19 protein-coding genes are annotated in these 22,667 nt (G+C 58.3%); 5 read left to right on the top strand and 14 right to left on the bottom strand.

Going from position 1 to position 22,667, the window contains the following annotated elements; translation table 11 throughout:
• Window positions 1–352: 352 nt before the first annotated feature.
• From ACTD9P_RS18525 to ACTD9P_RS18515, 3 genes are all read right to left on the bottom strand, one after another.
• On the bottom strand, window positions 353–1,189 hold the full coding sequence (locus ACTD9P_RS18525) for a hypothetical protein (protein ID WP_438868833.1): 837 nt from the start codon (window positions 1,187–1,189) through the stop codon (window positions 353–355).
• Window positions 1,190–1,445: 256 nt separating this feature from the next.
• The gene (locus ACTD9P_RS18520) at window positions 1,446–2,291 is read right to left on the bottom strand and encodes a hypothetical protein (RefSeq protein ID WP_438868832.1); all 846 of its coding nucleotides are present in this window, start codon (window positions 2,289–2,291) and stop codon (window positions 1,446–1,448) included.
• 346 nt (window positions 2,292–2,637) lie between these two features.
• A complete protein-coding gene (locus ACTD9P_RS18515) occupies window positions 2,638–2,931 on the bottom strand; it encodes a fructose-bisphosphate aldolase (protein ID WP_438868831.1) in 294 nt (97 codons plus the stop codon).
• A gap of 658 nt (window positions 2,932–3,589) precedes the next feature.
• On the opposite strand from ACTD9P_RS18515, the gene ACTD9P_RS18510 reads away from it, so the two are divergent.
• The gene (locus ACTD9P_RS18510) at window positions 3,590–3,985 is read left to right on the top strand and encodes a hypothetical protein (RefSeq protein ID WP_438868830.1); all 396 of its coding nucleotides are present in this window, start codon (window positions 3,590–3,592) and stop codon (window positions 3,983–3,985) included.
• 43 nt (window positions 3,986–4,028) lie between these two features.
• On the opposite strand, the gene ACTD9P_RS18505 is transcribed toward ACTD9P_RS18510, so the two are convergent.
• On the bottom strand, window positions 4,029–4,694 hold the full coding sequence (locus ACTD9P_RS18505) for a polysaccharide lyase family 7 protein (RefSeq protein ID WP_138813518.1): 666 nt from the start codon (window positions 4,692–4,694) through the stop codon (window positions 4,029–4,031).
• 310 nt (window positions 4,695–5,004) lie between these two features.
• On the opposite strand from ACTD9P_RS18505, the gene ACTD9P_RS18500 reads away from it, so the two are divergent.
• From ACTD9P_RS18500 to ACTD9P_RS18490, 3 genes are read left to right on the top strand one after another with little or no spacing between them, the layout of a single operon-like run.
• Complete coding sequence (locus ACTD9P_RS18500; protein ID WP_438868829.1) at window positions 5,005–7,110, top strand: putative bifunctional diguanylate cyclase/phosphodiesterase; 2,106 nt, start codon at window positions 5,005–5,007, stop codon at window positions 7,108–7,110.
• Window positions 7,111–7,152: 42 nt separating this feature from the next.
• Window positions 7,153–7,653, top strand: a complete 501-nt coding sequence (locus tag ACTD9P_RS18495) for a M48 metallopeptidase family protein (protein WP_017139389.1) — start codon at window positions 7,153–7,155, stop codon at window positions 7,651–7,653.
• A gap of 19 nt (window positions 7,654–7,672) precedes the next feature.
• Window positions 7,673–7,969 carry a winged helix-turn-helix domain-containing protein gene (locus tag ACTD9P_RS18490; protein ID WP_438868828.1) on the top strand — a complete coding sequence of 99 codons (297 nt, stop codon included), beginning with the start codon at window positions 7,673–7,675 and terminating at the stop codon, window positions 7,967–7,969.
• Window positions 7,970–8,084: 115 nt separating this feature from the next.
• Here ACTD9P_RS18490 and ACTD9P_RS18485 read toward each other — a convergent pair whose 3' ends face one another.
• A complete protein-coding gene (locus tag ACTD9P_RS18485) occupies window positions 8,085–8,537 on the bottom strand; it encodes a GNAT family N-acetyltransferase (protein WP_438868827.1) in 453 nt (150 codons plus the stop codon).
• A 198-nt stretch (window positions 8,538–8,735) separates the two neighbouring features.
• Here ACTD9P_RS18485 and ACTD9P_RS18480 point away from each other — a divergent pair, with 198 nt between their 5' ends.
• Window positions 8,736–9,473, top strand: a complete 738-nt coding sequence (locus ACTD9P_RS18480) for a substrate-binding periplasmic protein (RefSeq protein ID WP_138813522.1) — start codon at window positions 8,736–8,738, stop codon at window positions 9,471–9,473.
• 112 nt (window positions 9,474–9,585) lie between these two features.
• On the opposite strand, the gene yccS is transcribed toward ACTD9P_RS18480, so the two are convergent.
• The 9 genes from yccS to ACTD9P_RS18435 all read right to left on the bottom strand — a co-directional run bounded on the left by yccS (window position 9,586) and on the right by ACTD9P_RS18435 (window position 22,599).
• Window positions 9,586–11,769 (bottom strand): YccS family putative transporter, encoded by a 2,184-nt coding sequence (gene yccS, locus ACTD9P_RS18475; protein ID WP_438868826.1) that lies wholly within the window; start codon window positions 11,767–11,769, stop codon window positions 9,586–9,588.
• Between the two features lie 143 nt (window positions 11,770–11,912).
• Window positions 11,913–13,091 (bottom strand): BaiN/RdsA family NAD(P)/FAD-dependent oxidoreductase, encoded by a 1,179-nt coding sequence (locus tag ACTD9P_RS18470; protein ID WP_438868825.1) that lies wholly within the window; start codon window positions 13,089–13,091, stop codon window positions 11,913–11,915.
• 131 nt (window positions 13,092–13,222) lie between these two features.
• On the bottom strand, window positions 13,223–14,560 hold the full coding sequence (gene dbpA / locus ACTD9P_RS18465) for an ATP-dependent RNA helicase DbpA (RefSeq protein WP_232626477.1): 1,338 nt from the start codon (window positions 14,558–14,560) through the stop codon (window positions 13,223–13,225).
• Between the two features lie 206 nt (window positions 14,561–14,766).
• On the bottom strand, window positions 14,767–16,194 hold the full coding sequence (gene mdtD / locus ACTD9P_RS18460) for a multidrug transporter subunit MdtD (RefSeq protein WP_065929465.1): 1,428 nt from the start codon (window positions 16,192–16,194) through the stop codon (window positions 14,767–14,769).
• 35 nt (window positions 16,195–16,229) lie between these two features.
• Complete coding sequence (locus ACTD9P_RS18455) at window positions 16,230–17,120, bottom strand: alpha/beta fold hydrolase (protein WP_438868824.1); 891 nt, start codon at window positions 17,118–17,120, stop codon at window positions 16,230–16,232.
• A gap of 256 nt (window positions 17,121–17,376) precedes the next feature.
• Window positions 17,377–18,111, bottom strand: a complete 735-nt coding sequence (locus tag ACTD9P_RS18450; RefSeq protein ID WP_438868823.1) for a hypothetical protein — start codon at window positions 18,109–18,111, stop codon at window positions 17,377–17,379.
• Between the two features lie 59 nt (window positions 18,112–18,170).
• Window positions 18,171–19,613: a hypothetical protein gene (locus ACTD9P_RS18445; protein ID WP_438868822.1), complete on the bottom strand. Its 1,443-nt coding sequence runs from the start codon at window positions 19,611–19,613 to the stop codon at window positions 18,171–18,173.
• A gap of 227 nt (window positions 19,614–19,840) precedes the next feature.
• A complete protein-coding gene (locus tag ACTD9P_RS18440) occupies window positions 19,841–21,157 on the bottom strand; it encodes a TldD/PmbA family protein (RefSeq protein WP_438868821.1) in 1,317 nt (438 codons plus the stop codon).
• Window positions 21,157–22,599 carry a TldD/PmbA family protein gene (locus ACTD9P_RS18435; RefSeq protein ID WP_438868820.1) on the bottom strand — a complete coding sequence of 481 codons (1,443 nt, stop codon included), beginning with the start codon at window positions 22,597–22,599 and terminating at the stop codon, window positions 21,157–21,159. The genes ACTD9P_RS18440 and ACTD9P_RS18435 overlap by 1 nt, the downstream gene beginning before the upstream one ends.
• Window positions 22,600–22,667: the final 68 nt, after the last annotated feature.

Raw genomic sequence — 22,667 nt, 5'->3', positions numbered from 1 at the left:
GCCCGCGATGACGGTGTGTCAGGCACTGCTGATGTTGGCTGATACACCGCCATCGCGGGCAAGCCCGGCTCCCACAGGGGGGCGGAGTGTTTAAGGTGTTGGATTTATCTGGGAAAAATCCTGTGTATCACGGGACGATTCACTCATGATCAATATCCAACCTCGCAAACGTCACCCGCGCGCCTTCATTCGTGTCGCCAGTACTGTGCAGCACTTGCCCCTGCTATGAAGTACAGCGGCGTGTCACCCCAGGCCGCGTCTATGCATTTATGCCACTCGTTGTCCGAGCTATATGTGCTGAGCCGTTCGATAAAACGCAGAGATTCATTTAAGTTTGGCGGGCGGTTAGCGCCTAAGGAGTGATTTCTAGGTTTCCGATAATAAACGACCAGCTAGGTGAGTAGGTCTTTTGGGATTCAGGAATGCACACAGTGATCGAAAACATGCTGGGTGATGAGAGAGAAGCTGGTAAAGGAATTATCGGGCTGACAGGCAGTATTTTTTCGTCCACTGTGCTGTTGTTGATATCTCCGGTGATAACGGTGCATGGGAACTGGCTTAGATAGTAGAAGCTGACTTTTGAAAAGGGGGTGGCTGTATTGTCATCCTTCGATTTGGCTAACATAAAGGTAATTGACGAATTAGAGCGGCTGGCAGGCTTTGCATAATAATCCATACACAGTACGTTGCCGTCGAGTTTTCCTTTGAAACTGGCTGATGTCGGAGTCCAGAACTCCCTGGCGGTTCTAATACTCCCTGTGTTGGCACTGTTGTAATAAATCTGGATATTGTTGTTGGTTATATGTCTCCAGTCCATTTCGAACGTTTGCCCAATAAGGTCTCCAAAGTGCTCTTTTATTCCGGGTACTACTTTGAAACTCCATGAGGCTGCTCCTGGCGGATGTGTGACGAAAGAGTCGCTGAGTGATTCGGTAAAAGTGACAACCGTTGTGCCTGCTGGTAAGCCAATTAAAGTGGTGGCCCATTTTCCTCCTGAATCTACGAGTACAGTGGGAGTTGTGGGGGGCGGCACGACACCGTTCGTTAGCACACTGATATCGAGTGTCGCGCCGGGAAAGCCTGTACCGGTCAAGCTAGCGCTGCCACCTGCGACGGTTCCATTTTTTGGGATATTATTTCCAGCGCTATCTTTGAAAGTTAAAATTTTGGGTGGGATAGAGCTGGGCATGATAAGGGTCCTTGTTGATCAGTAAACGTCTTATCTTGTGAATGGGTAATGGCAGAATTTCGCACGTCTATCTGTGGAGAGTTGAGAGCTAAACGTAATAGCGTGTTGTTTGTTATGCCTGTGTATGAAAATATCTATGTGCCCGTTGCTAAGCACGTAAGATCGGCCGCCTGCCCAGCGGATTTCTAGAATGGCAAATACGCGGCGATCGTGTCCTCGGTGGGTGTTACAAACTCTAAGTGTTTATGTGTATTCTTTATGGAGTTATAGTAAACTCTACCGCTCCGACCCTGATAGACCACCCTTGCCAGGTGGACGGAGTAATTGGCGGCGCCACTATTTCGATTATTGTTGCACCTGCTCCGGCTAATGTGACTTTTACAGGCGTGGTCAAACTAGCGGGTAGGACTTTTTGATTGAGCACGTCTCTTTTTTCATCTCGGAGATAGGCTGTGCAATCGATGCTGCTGATATATTTAAAACTGACTTCGGAAAAAGTCGTATTAATAAGGGCTTTGGATTTACGTAAATACAGGACTAAGTATGAAGTGCTAATTTCCAGGTTGTTAGGCACGTGGCTTAGGGAAAAAATATTTCCTCTTTGTTCTTCTGCTCCAACCAGAGCGCTATCGGGCCACACCAATCTTGCTGGGAAAATGAAACCTGTGTTGGCGCCGAGGTACAGGATGCCGACATCGCGGTCACTGAGAACTGCCCAATCATTTTTTAACTCTACGCCATTAAGTCCTGAAAAATTCTCAAATACAGTTGTATTTAATGTCACTGTAAAACTTTGTGAAACTACGCCAGGGGCGCCGATTACGACGATGTTCGTGGCGTCTTCAGTCAATGTGACAATCGTTGCGCCAGCCGATAATCCCGTCAAATTGACTTTCCAGTCACCATTGGCGTCTACCTGTACATATGACGCTGACGGTGTTTGAGGTGTGCCATTAGTTGTGACGCTGATATTAAGTTTCAATGCTGGAAAGCCTAGGCCGCTTAGGGTAAGACTGCTACCTGAAACGGTCCCATTATTCGGAATGTTATTTCCCGAAGTATCTTGGGCATTTGTTATGGTGGGAGCGAGGCGGCTGGGCATTATATGAATCCTCTTTATAGTTCAGCGAGAGGTGCGGTTTTTTCACTTCTGACGTTGGAGATGATGTGTGCTTTTTGTGAAAACTAAACCTGTGAAACTTGACAGTTTTTTATAGCGTTTAGCTATTGCTACTCTTCGAATTTCGTATAAGTGCGACTTATCGGGTTAAATGTTTCTAACGTCAGGGCAAAGCCGCCGAGGGGGTTGATTTAACTGGCAAGGGCTGCCAATTCGGGGTGTGCAACTTTTTGAGGTACAGGATGTTCAATTTTGTCAGTGGTGGCGTAAGGCTGTGATCCAGCCTAACGAAAAGCCCGCGACGATGCGGGCTTTTCGTTTGGCTTGATCAGCGTGCGGCAGTCGTATCAAAGCCTCGGTGCTCAATGACGCGGAACACGTCGCTCACGTCCTGAACCAGAATACGTGCGGTATTGGCCACGTTGTTCAGGTCGCGCTCGGCGAAGTCCGGCAGGCTGGAGCAGGCCATCAGGTTGAGGTGTTCGAGGGCGGCGTTGAGGCGTTCGCGCAGGCAGGCGTGGAGGTCGGGCAGTGGGGCGGCGCTGTCGATCAAGAGCACGGGGGAGTCGGTGGCGGACTCGGTGCAGGGGTAGAAGCGGTGGGGCGGTAATGGTTCGGTCATGGCAAATATTCCTCGTATCTAGAAGGACTACCGCCGATCGCTGCGAAACGAATGGGTGGTAGCTGTGTGCGGGTTCGCAGACCGAGGATACGAGGAACCCGGCAGACCCGAAGGTCTCCCACACACAGCCACCATAAAGTAAACGTTGGGCGCAGAAGCGCACCTCGTTGCATTCATGATGCTCGGTTACACACGTATCGTTAGGGCTGCGAAACCCTGTCGCTGTTCTCAGCGACGGGGCGAACTATAAGCGGCGATCTGTCTGCCCGCAACGGTCGTGTAGGACCAACCTCGATCTCCAAATCGATGGAGATCCAATGTGGGAGCCGGTCTTGCCCGCGATGACGGTGTGTCAGGCACTGCTGATGTTGGCTGATACACCGCCATCGCGGGCAAGCCCGGCTCCCACAGGGTTAGGTGGTGAGTTTAAGTGGTTGGATTATTCTGAGAATAGTCTTTGTATCTGTCGGAGTTTGCCTACGAATATCATCGACTCAAAAGTTCTTTGCAATCGGAAGTGTCCTCAAACTCGTCAGTAGAATTCCCTCTGTCTTTATAGGTTTTCTGTTTTATTCGTACGCCATTCAAAGTGCGCATTTATCAACCTCTGATCATTTAAGGTTGATCTTTAAATGCATTCAATGATGGAGAATTGATCATGAACTTGGTTAAAACCGCTGGCGCTATTATGGCGTTGCTCACAGCAGCATCCTTTGCCTACGCCGAGGGCCGACTATTCACCGCATCTGTTAACGAAAAGGGGCAAGTCACTGCGCAGTCGCCCAAGTGGCTGAAAGAGGTCAAGTTGACCGCGCAGCCTGATTACTTTTCAACCTATAAGGTCAGGTTCATACCGGGCGTATTTAAAGAACCTCCCCGTTTCTGCACGGTTTCGGTCACTGATGTGAGCTCCAACGAACATATCTTCTATGGTCATGCTAAGTTGGGCAGCGTGCCGGCCATAAACTACGTTAACGTATTAACACTCAAAGTTGGCGATAACAAACCCGCCGGTGATTCATCGATGGGCTTTATGTTGATGTGCGTTGAATAAACTCTCTAAGAAGCCCCGCTGTTAACGGGGCTTCTTTTGCGCGCTACTCGTGATCAATGTCCAACTTGGCAAACGTCACTCGCGCGCCTTCCTTGCTGTCGCCGCTGTTGTCCTGCACATACACCCCTGCCTTGAAGTACAGCGGTTTCGCACCCCACGCGGCGCCTATGCGCTCGTTCCATTGGCCGTCTGCGGCAGATACGTTGAGCAAGCCGGCCTTATTGAGGTTGATCACATAGGTGAAGCTCTTCTCCAATGGCACGTTACTGGCGACGGTAATCACACGCCCCTCACCATCATCCGGGCGCATTCGCACCTTGGCGACGATGTTGCCGGTCTGGGTTTTTTCCTTGAATTGGTACTCCAGTTTGATCAGCGGTTTCTGGCTGTCATACGCGTGGATCTGGCCGATGACCACTTTGCCGCTGGAGGGCACCTGGTTGACCGCCACGGTGGCGCGCAGGAAGTTGTTGGCCTCGTTGTAAGTCCAGTTGCGCAGGCGCCCATCGGCGTAGGTTTCGCGTAACTCGCTGCGTGGGTAGATGGCGTTTTCGGTGCGGGTGCCGGTCACGGGTGTCCAGAATTGCACGTTACTGCCTTCAGCCTGGAAGTACTGGTCTTTGAAGCCGCTCAGCAGCTTGGGGGTGTCGATGGTCGTGGGCGGGGAGCCGACCGGGATGCTGAGGTTCCAGGTGGAAAGGTCGATCATGGTGTGGGCCTTTTACAGAGGGTGAAGGCTTTAGCTCGAGGGCTGTACAACTTCTTTATAGGCGGTGGTTGTCCGGTTGTTAAACAGTTTGTGGCAAATTATTGGCGTCAGCTAAATGCCAAAAAGCCATGTTTCCCACAGGCCGTGGGCTGTAGCGCTTGACCGTTAGTCGGCTTCCTGAGCTTTGGCGCAATGATGGCACCCACGTCACTTCTGCTTTTTTTAAAGCGGGGCTAGAGTGAGCCCTCAGTGTTTGTCCGGTTTTTGTAGCAGAAGTGACCGGTGCAGCCCCTCAAGGAAGAGACGTAGCATGGATTGCGCTCCACACCCCGGCGATGGCAGTTCGGTTCTTTTGGTAGTCGATGACTACCCGGAGAACCTCATCAGCATGCGTGCGCTTTTGCAGCGTGAAGACTGGCACGTGATTACGGCCGCATCCGGGCTGGAAGCCTTGGAGTTGCTGCTTGCCCACGAGGTCGACCTGGTACTGCTGGATGTGCGCATGCCCGGCATGGATGGCTTTGAAGTCGCGCGTCTGATGCGCGGCAGCCAGCGCACGCGCATGACGCCGATTATCTTCCTCACCGCCCACGCTCAATCGTCCGCCGCCGTGCAGGAAGGCTATGCCAGCGGTGCGATCGACTATCTGTTCAAACCCTTTGACCCGCAGGTCCTAAAGCCCAAGGTTCAGGCCCTGCTGGAGCACCAGCGCAACCGCCGTGCCTTGCAGCGCCTGAGCCACGACTTGGAGCAGGCGCGTGCCTTTAACGCCTCGGTGCTCGACAACGCCGCCGAAGGCTTGTTGGTGGTGGGCGAGGGCAGTGTGATCGAGTACGCCAACCCGGCTATTTCACGCCTGCTGAACGCCACAATGGCCGAGCTGCAGGGCGAGAGCTTCTTGAGCTTCCTGCAAAAGCCCTATGTGCCCGCGTGGTTGAGTTTCCCGATGTACGAGGCATACCGCCGGGGTGAAACGTGGCGCCAGCACGACGCGATCTTGCGCACCGGCCGTGGCCAACAGGTGCCGGTGGCGTTGTCCTGCGCGCCGCTGCCCGCCGAGCAGAAGGCCATGGTGGTGACCGTGCTGGACATGTCCGAGGTGCGCCACCTGCATCAGCAACTGGAGTTCCAGGCGGTGACCGATCCGCTGACCGGGCTGTTGAACCGGCGCGGCTTTCATCAGGCGGTGGAGAACACCTTGCTGCGCAGCGAGCGTAACGAGCAGTCGCTGGTATTGCTGTACCTGGACCTGGACGGTTTCAAGCGGGTCAACGACTCGTTGGGCCACGACGCCGGCGACCGCGTGCTGCGCTGGGTCTCGGAGCAGATGCAGGCCTGCCTGCGCTCCTACGACATACTCGGGCGTATGGGCGGCGATGAGTTCACCGCGTTGCTGGAGCTGGAGTTCCCGGAGCAGGCCGCCAAGATTGCGGAAAAACTGATCGAACGGGTGTCTGTGTGCCAGCAAGTGGACGGTTTGGAGGTGATGCTCGGTGTCAGCATCGGCATCGCCACATTCCCGGACTGCGGCTCTGACCTGAGCGGCCTGTTGCGTGCGGCGGATATCGCCATGTACGAAGCCAAGCGCGCGGGGCGTCAGCAATATCGCTATTACGATCAGGAAATGAACGGCCGTGCCCGTTCGCGGCTGATGCTGGAAGACAGCGTGCGCACCGCGATCCAAAACAAGGATTTCACCCTGGTCTACCAGCCTCAGGTGTCGCTGGAAAACGGGCGCTTGCGTGGCGTCGAAGCGCTGTTGCGCTGGCAGCACCCCAGCGTCGGCGATGTGCCGCCGGGCTTGTTCTTGCCGTTGCTTGAAGAGGCGCGGCTGATCAGCCAGTTGAGCGCCTGGATCTACCAGCAAGTCGCCGCGCAGCGCCAGGCCTGGCAAACCACCTTCGATGAAGAGCTGGTGCTGAGCGTGAGCTTGAGTGCCAGCCAGTTCAACATGCCCAACCTCGCCAGCCAACTGCAGCAGGTACTCGAGCGGCATGGGTTACAGGGGCGCCAGCTGGAGGTGGAAATCAGCGAAGACAGCCTGATGAATAACCTTGAAGAAACCCATAAGCAGCTCAAGTTATTGCGCCAGATCGGCGTGCGCACTGCCTTGGATGACTTCGGCCTGGGCCCATGCTCCCTGGCCCATCTGCGGGACCTGGAGTTCGATACGCTCAAGCTCGACCCGCAACTGGTGGCGCGCCTGCCAGGCTCGGTACGGGACGCGGCGATGGCGCGCAGTATCATTGAGTTATGCGCACATTTTGAGGTGTTGGTGATCGCCGAGGGCGTGGAAACCCTCGAGCAGTCAACGTGGCTCAAGGCCAATGGCTGCACATTTATTCAGGGGCCGTTGGCGGCCCAACCGCTGGTGGCGGAGGAAGTGGCTGCCTGGTCTCACCCTCGTCTGCTGTGAATTCGCTACACTGGCGGCCTTCAAACTCTGTCGCAGAACCCCATGACCGCGTTGAAATACCTCCAGGCCTACCCCGCAGCGCTCCAGGAGCAAGTGCGCCAATTGATCGCCAAGGACCAGTTGGGCGCTTACCTGGAGCAACGCTACCCAGAGCGTCACGGGGTGCAGAGCGACAAGGCGTTATACAGCTATGCCTTGGCGCTCAAGCAGGAACACCTGCGTAACGCGCCGGCCATCGATAAAGTGCTGTTCGACAACCGCCTGGACCTCACCCACCGCGCCCTGGGCCTGCACACCACGATTTCACGGGTGCAGGGCGGTAATCTCAAAGCCAAGAAAGAGATCCGCATTGCCGCCTTGTTCAAGGAGGCCGCGCCGGAGTTTCTGCGCATGATCGTGGTACACGAGTTGGCGCACTTCAAGGAATCGGACCACAACAAGGCGTTCTATAAACTCTGTGAGTACATGATGCCGGGCTACCATCAGGTGGAATTCGACCTGCGGGTGTACCTCACCTATCGCGATTTGCAGGGCAAGCCCTAACTTCACAAGGCGTTCGAGCATGGATGTGAGCAAGACCAAAAGCAGTTTCTACCGCCGCCTGTATGTGGCCTACCTGATCGACAGCGGCCAGGCCAGCAGCGTGCCGGCGCTCACCGACGCCACCGGCATGCCACGGCGCACGGCGCAGGACACGATTGCGGCGTTGGCTGATCTGGATATCGTGTGTGAATTCGAGCAGGAGGACGGCGCGCGCAATCATGCCGGGCGTTATCGGATTCGTAGCTGGGGCGCGATTGATCGGCGCTGGATTGAGGCGAACCTCGGGGTGGTCAAGCAGGTGTTGGGTTATCCCTGAGGTTTTGTGGTGGATCGTCTGGCGCCTTCGCGAGCAAGCCCGCTCCCACATTCCACCGCATTTCAAAGTATGTACGCGGTTAAATGTGGGAGCGGGCTTGCTCGCGAAGAGGCCCTCAGCTACGGCGCATACCAATGTGTGGAATGTCATCCTCCAGGTATTCCTCACCCGCCACTTCAAACCCATACCGCCCGTAATACCCCTGCAAATGCGCCTGGGCTGACAGATAGATCGGCGTCTGCGGCCAGATGTCTTCAATGCGCTTGAGGGCCTCTTCCATCATCTGGTGCCCCAGCCCGGTACCGCGTGCCACCGGCGCGACGATCACCCGGCCAATCACCACATCGCCGCCCTGGGATTCCGGGTCCAGCAGGCGCAGGTAAGCCACCAGCACGTCATCTTGCCAGGCCATCAAGTGGTGGGTATCGCCGGAAAGATCCTGCCCGTCAAGGTCTTGATACACGCATTTTTGCTCGACGACGAACACCTCGTTGCGCAGACGCATAATGGTGTACAGCTGCTCTTTGCCGAGGTCTTCGTGATGTTTGCAGACCCATTCAACCGTCATGGCGTTTTCCCTTATTAATGTCTGTGGCCGATAGTAAGCGCCGCTGCCCGTCCTGTCTAAATTGAGCATTTTTGTGAATGGCGTCAATTTGCCATCATTCAGTCCGATCGCCACCGGCTTCTTTGTGTAATCTGCAATACAGGCTCATTGATGAGCTACTGTTATCAGGCCAATGCCTGCCCGCCAAGGACTTTGAGCATGCCGCGATTTTCTCGTGCCGTTGCTTTGATAGGAGTGCTGTTGCTGGCCCAGCCGGCGGTGGCGCAGCGCCTGCGCCTGGTGGCGGATGCCTGGCCGCCCTTTACCGATTCCACTTTGATCAACGGCGGCCTGGCCACCGATATCGTCAGTACGGCGCTGGCCCGGGCAGGCTATGCCAGTGATTTCGAACAGGTGCCCTGGGCGCGGGCGCTGATGGGTGTGGGCGATGGCCGTTATGACGTGTTGATCAACGCCTGGTACGACGATGCCCGCACCAAGCTTGGCCAGTTTTCCGGCGAATACCTGCTTAACCGCGTGCGCTTTATCAAGCGCCGCGACGACCCCATCGACTATCAGAACCTGGAACAACTGCACGACGACCCCATCGCGGTGGTGCGCGGCTATGCCTATTCGGCGGCGTTCGACCAGGATGCGCAGTTGCAGAAAGTGCCGGTGCACAACTTCGCCATGGCCGTGCGTATGCTGGCGGCCAATCGCGTCAAGCTGACGCTGGAAGATGAGTTCGTGGCCCGCTATTACCTGGCGCGGGAGTCGCCACGGGTGCGCAATGCAGTGGAGTTTTTACCCAAGCCGCTGAGCGAGAACAGCCTGCATATACTGGTGAGCCTGAAGAACCCCGAGCATGAGCAGATCGTGGCGAGCTTTGATCGGGAGATTGCCAGGATGAAGGCAGATGGCAGTTATGCAAAGTTGATGAAGGAGCATGGGATGTAGGTTTGTAGTGTTTTTGCGGGCCCCTTCGCGAGCAAGCCCGCTCCCACATTTAACCGCGTACACCCTTTGGAATGCGGTCGAATGTGGGAGCGGGCTTGCTCGCGAAAGCTGTCTACGCCGCGCTGGTATCTTTGATCAGGTGTGCCGCCAGCGTGCGCAACGGCCCCAACTGCCGGCAGATCAACGCGAGTTGCGTCTGCACCAACCGCTGCCCTTCATCGATCTCATCGGGCATCTGCTCCAGGTCCGCCGCCAACGCCTCCTCGGCATCACTCTGAATCGCGATTGGCTGTTTGTTGGCCAGCCCTGTGGCGATTTCGTCGATACTTGCCGCCAGGCTGTTACCGGCCCCGTCGATCAAGTGCTCACGCACATCGGCGGGCAGTTGGGTTTCACGGTGCGCACCCAGCCCGGAAAGGTAGCTGAGCAACGTGTGCGACAGCACCAGGAAGCGGAAGCCCACATCGGCCTCTTTACGGAAATGCCCTGGCTCCATCAGCATATTCGCCAGCGTGGTGGACAGCGCCGCATCGGCGTTGTGCGCATTGCGCCGCGCCAGCCGGTAGGCGAGGTCGTCGCTCTTGCCGGCGGCGTATTGCTGCATGATCTGGCGCAGGTAGATGCTGTTGCAGGTCAGGGTGTTGGCCAGCACTTTATTCAGGCGTCGGCCTTGCCAGTCCGGCAGGAACAGGAACACCGCCAGGCCGGCGATCAGGCTGCCGAGCAAGGTATCGAACAGGCGTGGCAGGAACAGCCCGTAGCCATCGCCCACCTGGTTGAAGCAGAACAGCACCATCAAGGTGATTGCGGCCGTGGCCAAGGTGTAGCGGGTGGTACGGTTGATAAAGAACACCAGCCCTGCGGCGATGGCGAACATCGACTGCACCAGCGGGCTTGGGAACAGGTCGAACAGCGCCCAGGCCACGGTCAGGCCGATGGCGGTGCCGATGATCCGCTGGCCCAGCTTGCGCCGGGTGGCGCCGTAGTTGGGCTGGCACACGAACAAAGTGGTAAGGATGATCCAGTAGCCTTGGGACGGGTGGATCAAATGCACCATCCAATAACCGATACTCAGTGCCAGCGGCAGGCGCAGGGCGTGGCGGAACAGCAACGAGGTCGGTGTCAGTTGCGTGCGCAGGCGCGTCCACATTTCCTTGAGGTTGCGCGGTGCACGGTCCAGCAGGCTGCTGTCGGTGGCGTCGGCCAGGGAGTCAGGGTTGCTGGCGTCGCCGAGCAAACGGTCGAGGGTCGACAGGTTGGCGGCCAACGCACGCAACGAGCGCAACAGGCCGCGCCAGGCCGGGTTGCTCTGGATGCGCAAGTGCTCCAGCGAGGCGTTCAGGTCGCCCAGCGCCTCGGCGAAGCTGTCGTCGTAAATGAACGGCTGACGCAGTTGGATCGATTCGGCCAGCGCCTGGCAGGCCTTGCCTTGCTGGCGCAACAGGCGCTGGCAGCGGAACAGCACGTCGCTGTGGTAGAAGGCTTCAGCCAGGGCGTTGTAAGGGTAGTGGGACGAGCTGGCGCGTTCGTGGATATCCTGGGCCAGAAAGTACAGCTTCAGGTAACGGCTGACTTTCGAACCTGGGCGGCCATTGCCTACGCGGTGCAGGATGATTTCTTTGGCGGCATTCAGCGCTGCCACCACGCGGCCGTTTTGCTGGGCCAGTTCCAGGCGGCGCGCTTCCACATCCAGTTGGCGGATCGGCTCGAACAGTGACGATTTGAGCTTGAGGTAACGCCCCAGCTCGCGAAACAACCGCGCCAGGCTTTGCTGCACCGGCTGGTTGGAAAACAGCACCTGCCACAGCACCGACAGCACGCCATACCACGCGGCGCCGGCCACCAGCAGCAATGGCTCATGCCAAAAATCGGTGACGGCGCCACCGCGCTGGTCCACGCCGATCATGGTGTACACCGACAGAATCAGCGTGGCCGATGCAATCGCGCCATAACGTTCACCCAACGCGCCGAGCATGGTCAGGCAGAAGCTGGCCAGGGCCAGGGCGATGGCGAAGATCCAGGGATAGGGGAACAGCAGCTCAACCGACAGTGCGGCGACACTGAAACACACCAGCGTGACCGCCAGCGCGTTCAGGCGGCCTTGCCAACTGTCATCGGTCTCGGCCAGGGCGCTGGCGATAATCCCCAGGAACAGCGGGATCAGCAGGGTCATCTCGTTTTGATACCAGCACAGCGCCATGCTGCCGGTGAGGGCGATGAACACCCGAACGCTGTAACTGAATTTATCCAGCGCCCACAGGCGCCGCATGGACTGCTTGAACGAGGTCGATGACATGAAGTCTGGAGTCTTCCGGGACGATGCCGCTAAATTGAGCCAGTAATGACGCCACGGCAAGCGTGGCAATCACATGTAACAGCAAAATTTATTCCAGAGCCTGCATTCTAAATGTGGAATGCAATCAATGTGGGAGCGTTGTGTCAGGCGTATTGCGCGGCGGCATAGCCCGACGCCCAGGCCCACTGGAAGTTGAACCCACCGAGGTGACCGGTCACATCCAACACTTCACCAATGAAATACAAGCCTGGGCTTTTCAGCGATTCCATGGTCTTGGACGACACTTCCCGCGTGTCCACGCCACCCAGCGTTACCTCGGCCGTGCGATAGCCCTCGGTGCCCGCCGGCACCAACTGCCAGCTCGACAGCTTTTGCGCGATGTCGGCCACTTCGGCGTGGGTGTATTGCTTCATCGGCTTGGACGCAAACCAGGTTTCCGCCAGCAGGTTGGCCATCTTTTTGGTGAAAATTTCGCCCAGCAGGGTTTTCAACTCGCTGTTTGGGCGCTCGGCCTGTTGCTGTTGCAGCCAGTCGTGAGCGTCGTGGTCGGGCAGCAGGTTGATTTCAACCGTGTCACCGGACTCCCAATAGGAAGAGATCTGCAAAATCGCCGGGCCACTGAGGCCACGGTGGGTAAACAGGATGTTCTCGCGAAAGCTCTGGTCATTGCAGCTCACCAGGCAATCCACGGAGGTCCCGGACAGCTCGCCGCACAACTCCTTGAGCTGGTCGGTAATGGTGAACGGCACCAGACCTGCGCGGGTCGGCAGCAGTTCGTGGCCAAACTGCTTGGCTACCTGGTAACCAAAGCCGGTGGCGCCAAGGGTTGGAATCGACAGGCCGCCGGTGGCGATCACCAGGGATTCGCAGCGCAGTTCGCCCAAGGTGGTTTGCAACTGGTAGCCGCCGTCGACTTTGGCGATTTCCTCGATGGAGGTGTCCAGGTGCAGGCTCACGCCGGTCTGGATGCATTCATCGAGCAGCATGCCGAGGATGTCGCTGGACTTGTTATCGCAGAACAGCTGGCCGAGTTTTTTCTCGTGGTACGGCACGCCGTGCTTGGCCACCAGCCCGATGAAATCCCACTGGGTGTAGCGGGCCAGGGCGGACTTGCAGAAGTGCGCGTTGTGCGAGAGGAAGTTGGCCGGCTCGGTGTACATGTTGGTGAAATTACAGCGGCCACCGCCGGACATCAGGATCTTTTTGCCGGCCTTGTTGGCGTGGTCGATCAGCATCACCTTGCGCCCACGCCCGGCGGCGGTCAGTGCGCACATCAAGCCTGCGGCGCCGGCGCCAATGATCACAACTTCGGTCGAGCGCAAAACGGTGTCCTCATGTTCATCAGATCGTTCCCACGCTCTGCGTGGGAACGCATCCCGTGACGCTCTGCGTCACAAAGCGGACGCAGAGCGTCCATGGCGGCATTCCCACGCGGAGCGTGGGAACGATCAGGTCAGAGGATCCGCACGCGCAACGAGCGGCCTTTGATCTTGCCGTCATTCAAACGCTGCAACGCCTGTTTGGCGATCCCGCGCTCTACGGCCACGAATGCCTGGAAGTCGAAAATCGCGATCTTGCCGACCTGGGCACCGGGAATCCCGGCGTCACCGGTCAGTGCGCCGAGGATGTCGCCTGGGCGCACCTTGTCTTTACGGCCGGCGGCAATGCACAGGGTGCTCATCTGCGGCAGCAGCGGGCCGCCGCTTTGCGGCTTGAGGTTGTCCAGTTGGTCCCAGTTCAGCGGCGACTTTTGCAGTTGCTCGATGGCCTGGGCGCGGTGCGCTTCGGACGGCGCCACCAGGCTGATGGCGATGCCCGTCTCACCGGCGCGACCGGTACGGCCTACGCGGTGGATGTGGATTTCCGAGTCGCGGGCCAGTTCGACGTTGATCACCATGTCCAGCGAATCAATGTCCAGGCCACGGGCGGCAACGTCAGTGGCAACCAGCACCGAGGTGCTGCGGTTGGCGAACATTGCCAGTACCTGGTCACGGTCGCGCTGCTCCAGGTCGCCATGCAGGCCGACGGCGGAAATACCCTTGGCGGTCAGGTGGTCGACGGTTTCCTGCACTTGCTGCTTGGTAAAGCAGAACGCCACACACGAGGCTGGGCGGAAGTGCGCGAGCACCTTGGTCACCGCGTCCATGCGCTCTTCCGGCGAGATCTCGTAGAAGCGCTGCTCGATCTGGTCGTCGGAGTGGAAGGCTTCGGCCTTCACCTGCTGCGGCGCACGCATGAACTTGGAGGCCAGCTGCTTGATGCTAACCGGGTAGGTGGCCGAGAACAGCAGGGTTTGGCGGCGTGGCGGGGTCTTGCTGATGATGTCTTCGATGGCGTCGTAGAAGCCCATGTCGAGCATGCGGTCGGCTTCGTCGAGGATCAGCGTGTTCAGGCCGTCCAGTACCAGCGAACCTTTGCGCAGGTGCTGCTGGATACGGCCTGGCGTGCCGACGATCACGTGGGCACCGTGTTCCAGCGAAGCGATCTGCGGGCCGAGGGACACGCCGCCGCACAGGGTCAGTACCTTGATGTTGTCTTCGGCACGCGCCAGGCGACGGATTTCCTTGGCGACCTGGTCGGCCAGCTCACGCGTCGGGCACATCACCAGCGCCTGGCAGCCGAAGTAACGCGGGTTGATCGGGTTCAACAGGCCGATACCGAAGGCGGCGGTCTTGCCGCTGCCGGTCTTGGCTTGGGCGATCAGGTCCAGCCCCTTGAGGATCACCGGCAAGCTTTGCGCCTGGATCTGCGTCATCTCGACGTAACCCAGCGAGTCGAGGTTAGCCAGCATGGCGGCGGACAGGGGCAAAGTATTAAAAGCGGTGGCGATGGTAGTCACGGGACTGGCTCTGCAAAACAAAATGTCGCGCAGTGTAACAGGCCCCCTTGGGTTTCTTTGTATGTTCTCGACGAGAAGTACGGGGGGCAGCGGCAAGCTACAAGCTACAAGCTACAAGCTACAAGCTTGAAGCTTGAAGCTTGTAGCTTGCCGCTGCTTTAATGCTCCAGGTCGTGCTCGCGGCTGACCACCCGTTTGCCGTCTTTTGGCGACAGTTGCAGGAAGATCGCCGCCGCCAGCATGGCCATGATGCCGACGGTAAGGAAGGTCAGCTGGAACGCGCCCAGCACGCTTTCCACGCCGTCATTGCCCGCTTCGGCAGTAAAGCCGCCGAGCAAGGCACCGGCACAGGCTACGCCCAGGCTCAAGGACAGTTGCGCCACCACCGAGAGCAAACTGTTGCCGCTGCTGGCCTGGGCGTCGTCCAAGTCGATCAGGGTGACGGTGTTCATCGCGGTAAATTGCAGCGAGTTGATCGCGCCCAGTACCGCCAGCATGCACAGCAACAGCGGGTAGGGCGTGTGTTCGCTGACCAGGCCCATGCTGGCGAGCATGATGCCCAGCGCGAGGGTGTTGCCGGTGAGCACAATGCGATAGCCCAGCCGCTCGATCAGTGGCCGCGCGATGGACTTGGCAAACATCGCCGCCGCCGCCAGCGGCAGCATGCTCATGCCGGCTTCGGAGGGCGAATAACCCAGTGCCACCTGCAGCAGCAACGGCACCAGAAACGGCAGCGCGCCGCTGCCTAACCGGGCGAACAGGTTGCCGAGGATGCCCACGGCAAAGGTGCGGGTCTTGAACAGCACCGGCGAGAACAGTGGGTTGTCGATATGCCCGGCACGCAACCAGTACGCGGCCAGGCAGGCGAGCCCGCCGAACAGCAGCAACATCACCCGCAGGTGCGGCAGGTGCAGTTCGCCCAGGCCTTCCATGGCGATGGTGATCAGCACCATCGCCGCGCCAAACAGCACAAACCCCACACTGTCAAAGCGCGTGCGTTCGCTGCCGCGCAAGTCGGGGATGAGTTTCCACACGGCGTAGCAACCGACCATGCCCACAGGCAGGTTGATCAGGAAGATCCAGTGCCAGGTCAGGTATTGCACCATCCAGCCGCCCATGGTCGGGCCGAGCAGTGGGCCAAGCAAGCCGGGTATGGTGATGAAACCCATGATGCGTACCAGTTCGGAGCGCGGGTAAGCGCGCAAGACCACCAGCCGACCGACCGGCAGCATCAGCGCACCGCCCAAGCCCTGGATGACCCGCGCGCCAACCAGCATGGTCAAGCTGCTCGACAAGGCGCACAGCAAGGAGCCGATGCTGAACAGCATGATCGCGCCGAAGAAGATTTTTTTGGTACCGAAGCGGTCGGCCACCCAGCCCGAAGCCGGGATCAGCAAGGCGACGGTGAGCATGTAGGCGATCACCACCCCTTGCATGCGCAGCGGGTTTTCCGCCAAGTCCCGCGCCATGGCCGGCAGGGCGGTGTTGAGAATCGTCCCGTCCAGCGACTGCATGAAGAAGGCAATCGCTACCACCCAGGGTAGCCAGCGGGCGGTCTTGGCATCGAGAGGGGCGCGATTCGGCATGTGAACCCTTTTATTAGCAGGCTATGTGTTGGCGATTATGCGCCATCCGTCACTCCTTTTCCCACTGGCGGTTCGTCTAACTCCGACAGAGTTGCGTGCTCTCCCACCAGGAAATCCAACAGCGCACGGTGTACCGCCATGGCCGCTTCGCGCGACTCCAAATCAAGTAAATGTCCGGTGTGTTCGGCGACTGCAAAGCTGCTGCGCCCTACATAGTCCTTGAACAACCGGGCCTCGGCCGCCGGCGTGTATTCATCCAGTGCGCCGTTGAGGAAGTGCACCGGGGTTTCGATCCGGGTCAACGCCGGCAGGTAATTGCCATCGCCCAGGGCCAGCACCTGATGGATATGAAAACGCGCCTGGCGGTACTCGGTGGTGGCCATGCTCGACAGGTGCCGATGGTTGTTGCGCTTGAGGCGCGGCGACAGGTATTTGCCGACGGTCTCGTTGAGCAAGTGGCCGACGGCGGATTTGTCATCGGCCTCGATCAGCACGCGCACGCGCTCCACATAGTCGAGCATGGCCTGGTTGAGGTTGGGCGCCAGCGCCATCACCACCGAGCTTTGGATGGACGGCGGGTTGTGGGCCAGGGTCAGCAAGGTGGAGATGCCGCCCCAGGAGGCCGACACCAGATGGTTGACCTCGAAACGCTCCACCAGCGCGCGCAGGATTTGCACCTCGTCGTCCTTGGTTACAAGGTCGAGGTCGGTGTTGTGCTCGCGCGAATAGCCGGAGAACGGCAGGTCGAACAGCAGCACATTGAAATGCTCCGCCAGGCATTTGCTGGTCCGTGCGAACGAGCGTGTGGTGGACAGCGCGCCGTTGACCATCAAGACAGTGTTTTTTTCCGAATCGTTTCCTAGCTGCTCAACATGCACGTTGTAGTGCTTGAACAGTTTCTCTATGACAAAACTTCCATGATTCATGTCAACGCTCCAGCTTGCCCTTCCCGGGCAAGGTCATCCATCACTTGTCGTTCAAGCGGGTTAGGGACGGCGAGATAGTGGTTGGATTTATTTTTATCGCGCAGATATGGCTACATGCCACCAGCTTTATAGCGAGGTTTTTTGCGTGGAACAACCGGTCAAAGGGTCAAATTTCGGAGAAAGCGAAAGTTCGTCGTAACCGAAAAGAATTGCCTGTAGGAAGCGGTGTTCTTCTCGGTTGACGGGAGGCCGGGTGTTACACCAGAAGCCAGGCGTGAGGCGCTTTTTCCCATCCGGAATTGGCCAGTGGCAGTTTGACGCCCCACAGGTCAATGAAGCCGTCAATGACGGCGACCGAATGATGAGCGGTGGCGAGGGTGCCGATGGCGCCATTTTTCAAGGCTTGAACGTCGCCTTTGCGCATGTGGTTTTTCAGCCCCAGTCGACCCAACGCTTCGCCAGGGCTTTCGCCGTCGTTCAAGGTCCTCAGTGCCGCTTCATAGCCTTGATGGGCGCTATAGTCGTTATCTTCGTTTTGCGCCCGCTTTGCACTCAAGGCATATAAAACAATGGCGTGCTGCAATACCTTGCCTCGTCCGGCGAACCCGGCGCTTGCCCTGGCCATTTCCAGTTCGGCGTGGGTGATAGCGGTTTTGACGCCGTCCTTCATCGTCACCTCAATGCCTTCGCGGGTGCTTTTGAACGTGTCGAAGATATCCGCGGGGTGATGGCCGAACTTCACCATCGCGGCTTTAATGGCTGACACAGTGACGCAGTTTCCCTCCCTCACCTGGAAGAAATCTTTCCATATGTTTTTAACGCGCATGCCTGAGGTTGTGCGGGAGTGATCCGTGGGCGTGGGTGACGGCTCAGGGCTCTGTGTGTAGTGAGACCTGGTGTCGCCGTTTCCCTGGCGCGGGCTGTTGATATTGCGGTTGTCGTAAGGCTGGGCGAAGTTGAGGCTGGTTGACGCGTAAAGTCCCAGATGCATGAAATGAATCTCCTTGTCTGGCTTCGAACGGTGCGGGTTTGATCGACCATCGACCAGTGTCAGGCCAACTGGTAGCCGTGGCGCTGGGCATTTTCATCGCCAGGGTAATAACGCCCTTCTTTGACCAGCGTGCCTTGGTTGAACAGCCCGCCGCTGTTTCCGCCAATCATTAATACCAAGCCTTCGGCGTCACCGGCCCTTTCTACGTAGTTGATCGAGCGCGTTACGCCCATGCCTTCCAACACGTTTTTTACCGTGCGCCCATTAAGATTACCTTCCAGTGCGGCGGCAAAGCTGAGCCCGAAAGACGGTATTGGCGGTTGCAGTTGTTGGCGTTTTATATACGCAGCAAAGATGAAGTTGGCATCTTTGAGTAAACCGTCATCCGCGCCGAGAAACTGTGAGTGTTCTTCGGCCAGTTCGATTTCCTCACGGGAAAGTTTAACGGTGAAGCCATCCCTGAACGTGACATGGTAATCATTGTCCGCGAAGGTCACTTTTGAGAAAACATCCGTTGGACTTTGACCGTAGCGAGACATCAAGAGCTTTATCACGTCGGCATGAACCGAGGTCTCGGCTTCGTGCATATGAGGCCTGTTTGTATAAAACCCCAACAGGGGATCATTCGGTTTTTGCCCATGGCGCCTGGACGATAGATCAGGCAGTTCATCATTGGCGGCTGAAGGCATATCGGGTATTACCGCCATTTGGGTGCGGCCCGGTTGTTCAAGGGCAGGGGGCAACGTGGCAGGCGGGGATTTGAGGACGATAAAGCTTTCTATCCATTTCGGCGCTGGGGCCTTGCTGCCGTAGTTGTCCATGAAACCATTGGTGATCATGCCCCGCTTAAAAGAGAATTGCTTGATCGCGGGCACGGCCACCTGAGTGCCGACATCCTGTGACCAGACGTGCTGCAGCTGAGCGCCGAGCCCAAGCAGTTCCAGTGCCTTATGCCCACCGATGCCTTCGTCGGCGGATTTCAGAACAGCGCCGAAATCGTGCTTTTTAAGATCGACGCGGTAACCGACCTTATAAGCGTCGATTTGATATTCCACGTGTTTGCGTTTATTCATGACGGCAAATAAAAACCGTGCATCGTTGACCATCCCTTCGTCATGGCCGGCAAACTTTGCATAACTCATCGCCAACTTGAGTTCTTCATGGGTAATGTGAAATTTGAAGCCATCTTTCATGCCGATGTTGAAGCCTGATGCGGTGGGCGCTATTTCATCCAGTATGCTCAAGGGGCTTTGGCCCAAGCCTGACATGGCAGCCTTGATCGCGGACACCCAATCGTCGTGGTCACGGCCACCGAAATGGGGGTAGTGCTCGTAAATGGGGAATAAACCGGTCCACAGGTTTGCTGGCGGCGAGTCTTTGGGTACGTTGGACAGTAAGTAGGTTGTCGTTGGTTGTTGGGGCTCAGGTGTTTTAGCGTTTTGTTGATAAGTTGATGGTGCTGGAAAGTGTCCGCTGTAAACGTGAGGAGAAGGCACGTGCATATAAGGTTCCTGAGGTTGATAAAAAGTGTGCCCCTCAGTGGCCCTAATCACGCAGCACGTTCCTATGGCCTATTGGCGGATATGTAACTGACCATGATTTCGGTATTTTATTGATACAGAACTAAGTTGAACCTCAGCGATTCTTGCCGATGGCTAAACATCGCCGGCAGCGGAAAAACTCAGTGGCAGCCGGCGCTGCCACTGAGTCTGACTGGAACAGTCGAGGTTTACAGCGTCAAGGTCAGACGCTTGATTAAAGCCCCCGGCAGCAAGGTGGACGAGGTATTGCGCTGGCTGTACGTACTCGCCGACAGCAGCAGTTCCCGTTCCGAGGTCAACGCTTCAAGCTGCGAGCCGAGCAGGCTGTAGACACTGTCGTCAAAGCGCATGGTGCTCACCGGCGCCTTGATTTCACCGTCTTCGACCCAGAACGTGGCGAAGCGCGTCATGCCGGTAAGGCGTGCCGCCGGCAAGTCCGAGTAGTTCAGGTACCACAGGTTGCTGATGTACAAGCCGGTGCCCAATTGCTTGAGGATATCGGCCTGGGCCAGGTTGCCGGCGGCCATCTGCAAGGCGCTGGGCGACTCGTCGCTGCTGGCACCGTTGGTGCTCAGGCCATATTCGGCAGCACTGCGCGAGTTGATCAGTTGGCCTTCGGCTTTGCCGGCGTTGATCAGGGTGACATCGCCGCGTGGGTAGCCTTCGGTGGAAAACGCCTGGCTTAACGAGCCGCTGATCTGTTCATCGACCTTCACCAGCGGGCTCAACGACTGCTCACCCGTATAGAGCTTTTGCAAGCAACTGCCTTTGCTGGCGATGGCCTGGGCGGAAAACCCGCCCCAGGTGACGATGCTGAAAATTTCTTCCAGCGCCGCCGGGGCAAGGTAGGCGCGGTACTGGCCGGGAGGTAGCTTGTGCAGCGGGCGGCCGAGGAACTCTAACTGCTCGCGGGCCTGCTGGAAGCGTGCGGCGAACTCGGCGCTGTCCCAGGTGTGCCCGGCGTAGCTGGCCTTCACCGCTTCGCCGTTGGCGTGGAACAGGCTGAAATCGAAGTTGAAACTATTGGCCTGGTGCCAGCCGAACGCGCCGTCGGAACTGGCAAAGCCACGGCTGATTGGGCCGGCAGCGTAGAAGCCAACCAGGTCTACACCTTCGGCGGCTTGGCTGATATCTGCCAGCACCTGGGCCAGCTCCGGCAGCGGTCGCAGCTGTTCGTTGTGGTTTTGCCAGGCGGTGTGGTTCAGCAGCAGGTATGGGTCCTGCGGCAACAATGGCAGGGTTTCGCGCAGTTGCTGCAGGCCCTCGGCCAGGCGCTGGCGATCAAGCGCAGGCTCACCGGCAAGGGTGATACCGAGGTCGGCGTGGCGGCCATCGTTGATCAGCTTGAGGTTCAGGCTGGCCTGTTGCACCTGGCCGGCTTGACGCACCTTGGCGTGGTTGAAACGCACGAACTCGGACGATTCGTCAGCGTAACCCAGGTGAAAATGTTCCTTGTCGGTGACGGCTTGCTTGAGCCAGTCCACCAGTGCCTTGAAGTTGTTCATCAGGCATCTCCCCCAAACACGTCGATATCACTGAACACACAGGCCGGTGAGGCGTGGCCCACGCGGATCACCTGGTTGGGTTCGCCTTTGCCGCAGTTGGGCGTGCCCAAGACCTGGAAGGTACTGGCGTCGCCGACGGCGCTGAGGTTGCGCCAGAACTGCGCGGAGATGGCGCGGTAGTTGGGGTTTTTGACCACGCCCTTGAGTTCGCCGTTTTCGATCAACTGGCCCCATTCGCAGCCGAACTGGAATTTATTGCGCGCGTCATCAATGGACCAGGAGCGGTTGGTACTCATCAGAATGCCGTGCTCGATGCCGCTGACCAGCTCGGCCTGGGTCTTGTCGCCAGCTTCGATGTTGAGGTTGGCCATGCGGTCGATGGGCGGCCGATTCCAGCCACACGCGCGGCTGTTGGCCACGCCTGGCAGGTTCGCGCGAAATTGCGACAGCGCGCCGCCCAAGGGTTTGAGCAGCAGGCCATCGCGGATCAGGAATTGTTTGCTGGCAGCCGTGCCGTCGTCGTCATGCCCGTAGCTGGCGAGCTGTTCGGGGATGTCCGGGTCGAAGGTCACGTTGAGCAACGGCGAGCCGTATTGCAGGTGGCCGAAGTCGCTGGCTTTTACAAAGCTGGTGCCGGCGTAGTTACGCTCATCGCCCAGGATGCGGTCCAGTTCCAGCGGATGGCCGATGGACTCGTGGATCTGCAGGATCATCTGATCAGGCATCAGCAGCAGGTCGCGTGGGCCGTGGGGCGTGTTGGGCGCGAGCAGCAATTGCAGGGCTTCGTCGGCGACTGTGCGGGCGGCGCCGGCCAGGCCGAAGCGGCGAATCACGTTCGCACTGCCTTGCTGGCCGAAGTTGGTGCCGCCCAGGGTGCGGGTTTGGCTGTCGTTGCCGTCGAACGCGGTGACGCTCAGGCCCGGAAAGACAAAGCGCTGGGCCTGGCGCAGTTCGGCGCCGGCACTGTTGAGGTAGATCTGTTCAACCCGCGTGGTGCCCAGGCTGACTTCCCAACTCACCAGGCGCTCATCCTTGGGCACGCTTGCGGATTCGTCACCGAGCAGTTGGTAGCAGTCGCTCAGGGATGGGAAGGGCTGGTCGAGGTCGGGCGACAAATAGTCAGCCACGTCGCTGGAGACCTGTTGTGTGTGCAAGTCGAGCAGGGCGTGGGGCGAAATCTGCCGGGCTTGCTGCTCGGCACGCTCAAGGGCGGCTTGCAGGCCAACGAGGGAAATGTCGTTAGTCGCGGCGTAGGCTTCCACGCCATTGAGACGCACGGTGAGCATCGCGCCCTCGTCATGGCTCAGGTGCGGCGGCTCGGCGACGTTCTTGCGGACCGACAGGTACTGGCCGGATTCGCGCACATAACGCAGCGAGAAAAATTCGGCGCGGGTGCGCAGGGCACTGAAGTGCTGTTTGAGGGTGGGGTGTTTGTCGAACATGGGGCCTTCCTTGTGGGCGGCTCATCGCGGGCAGGCAACAGAGTAGGCCTGGGGCGGGGAGCTGATCA

This window comes from Pseudomonas onubensis (assembly GCF_965653655.1).
Taxonomy (GTDB): Bacteria; Pseudomonadota; Gammaproteobacteria; order Pseudomonadales; family Pseudomonadaceae; genus Aquipseudomonas.
Note: the sequence above shows the minus strand (reverse complement) of the source record. Positions and strands in the feature narration are given on the sequence as shown.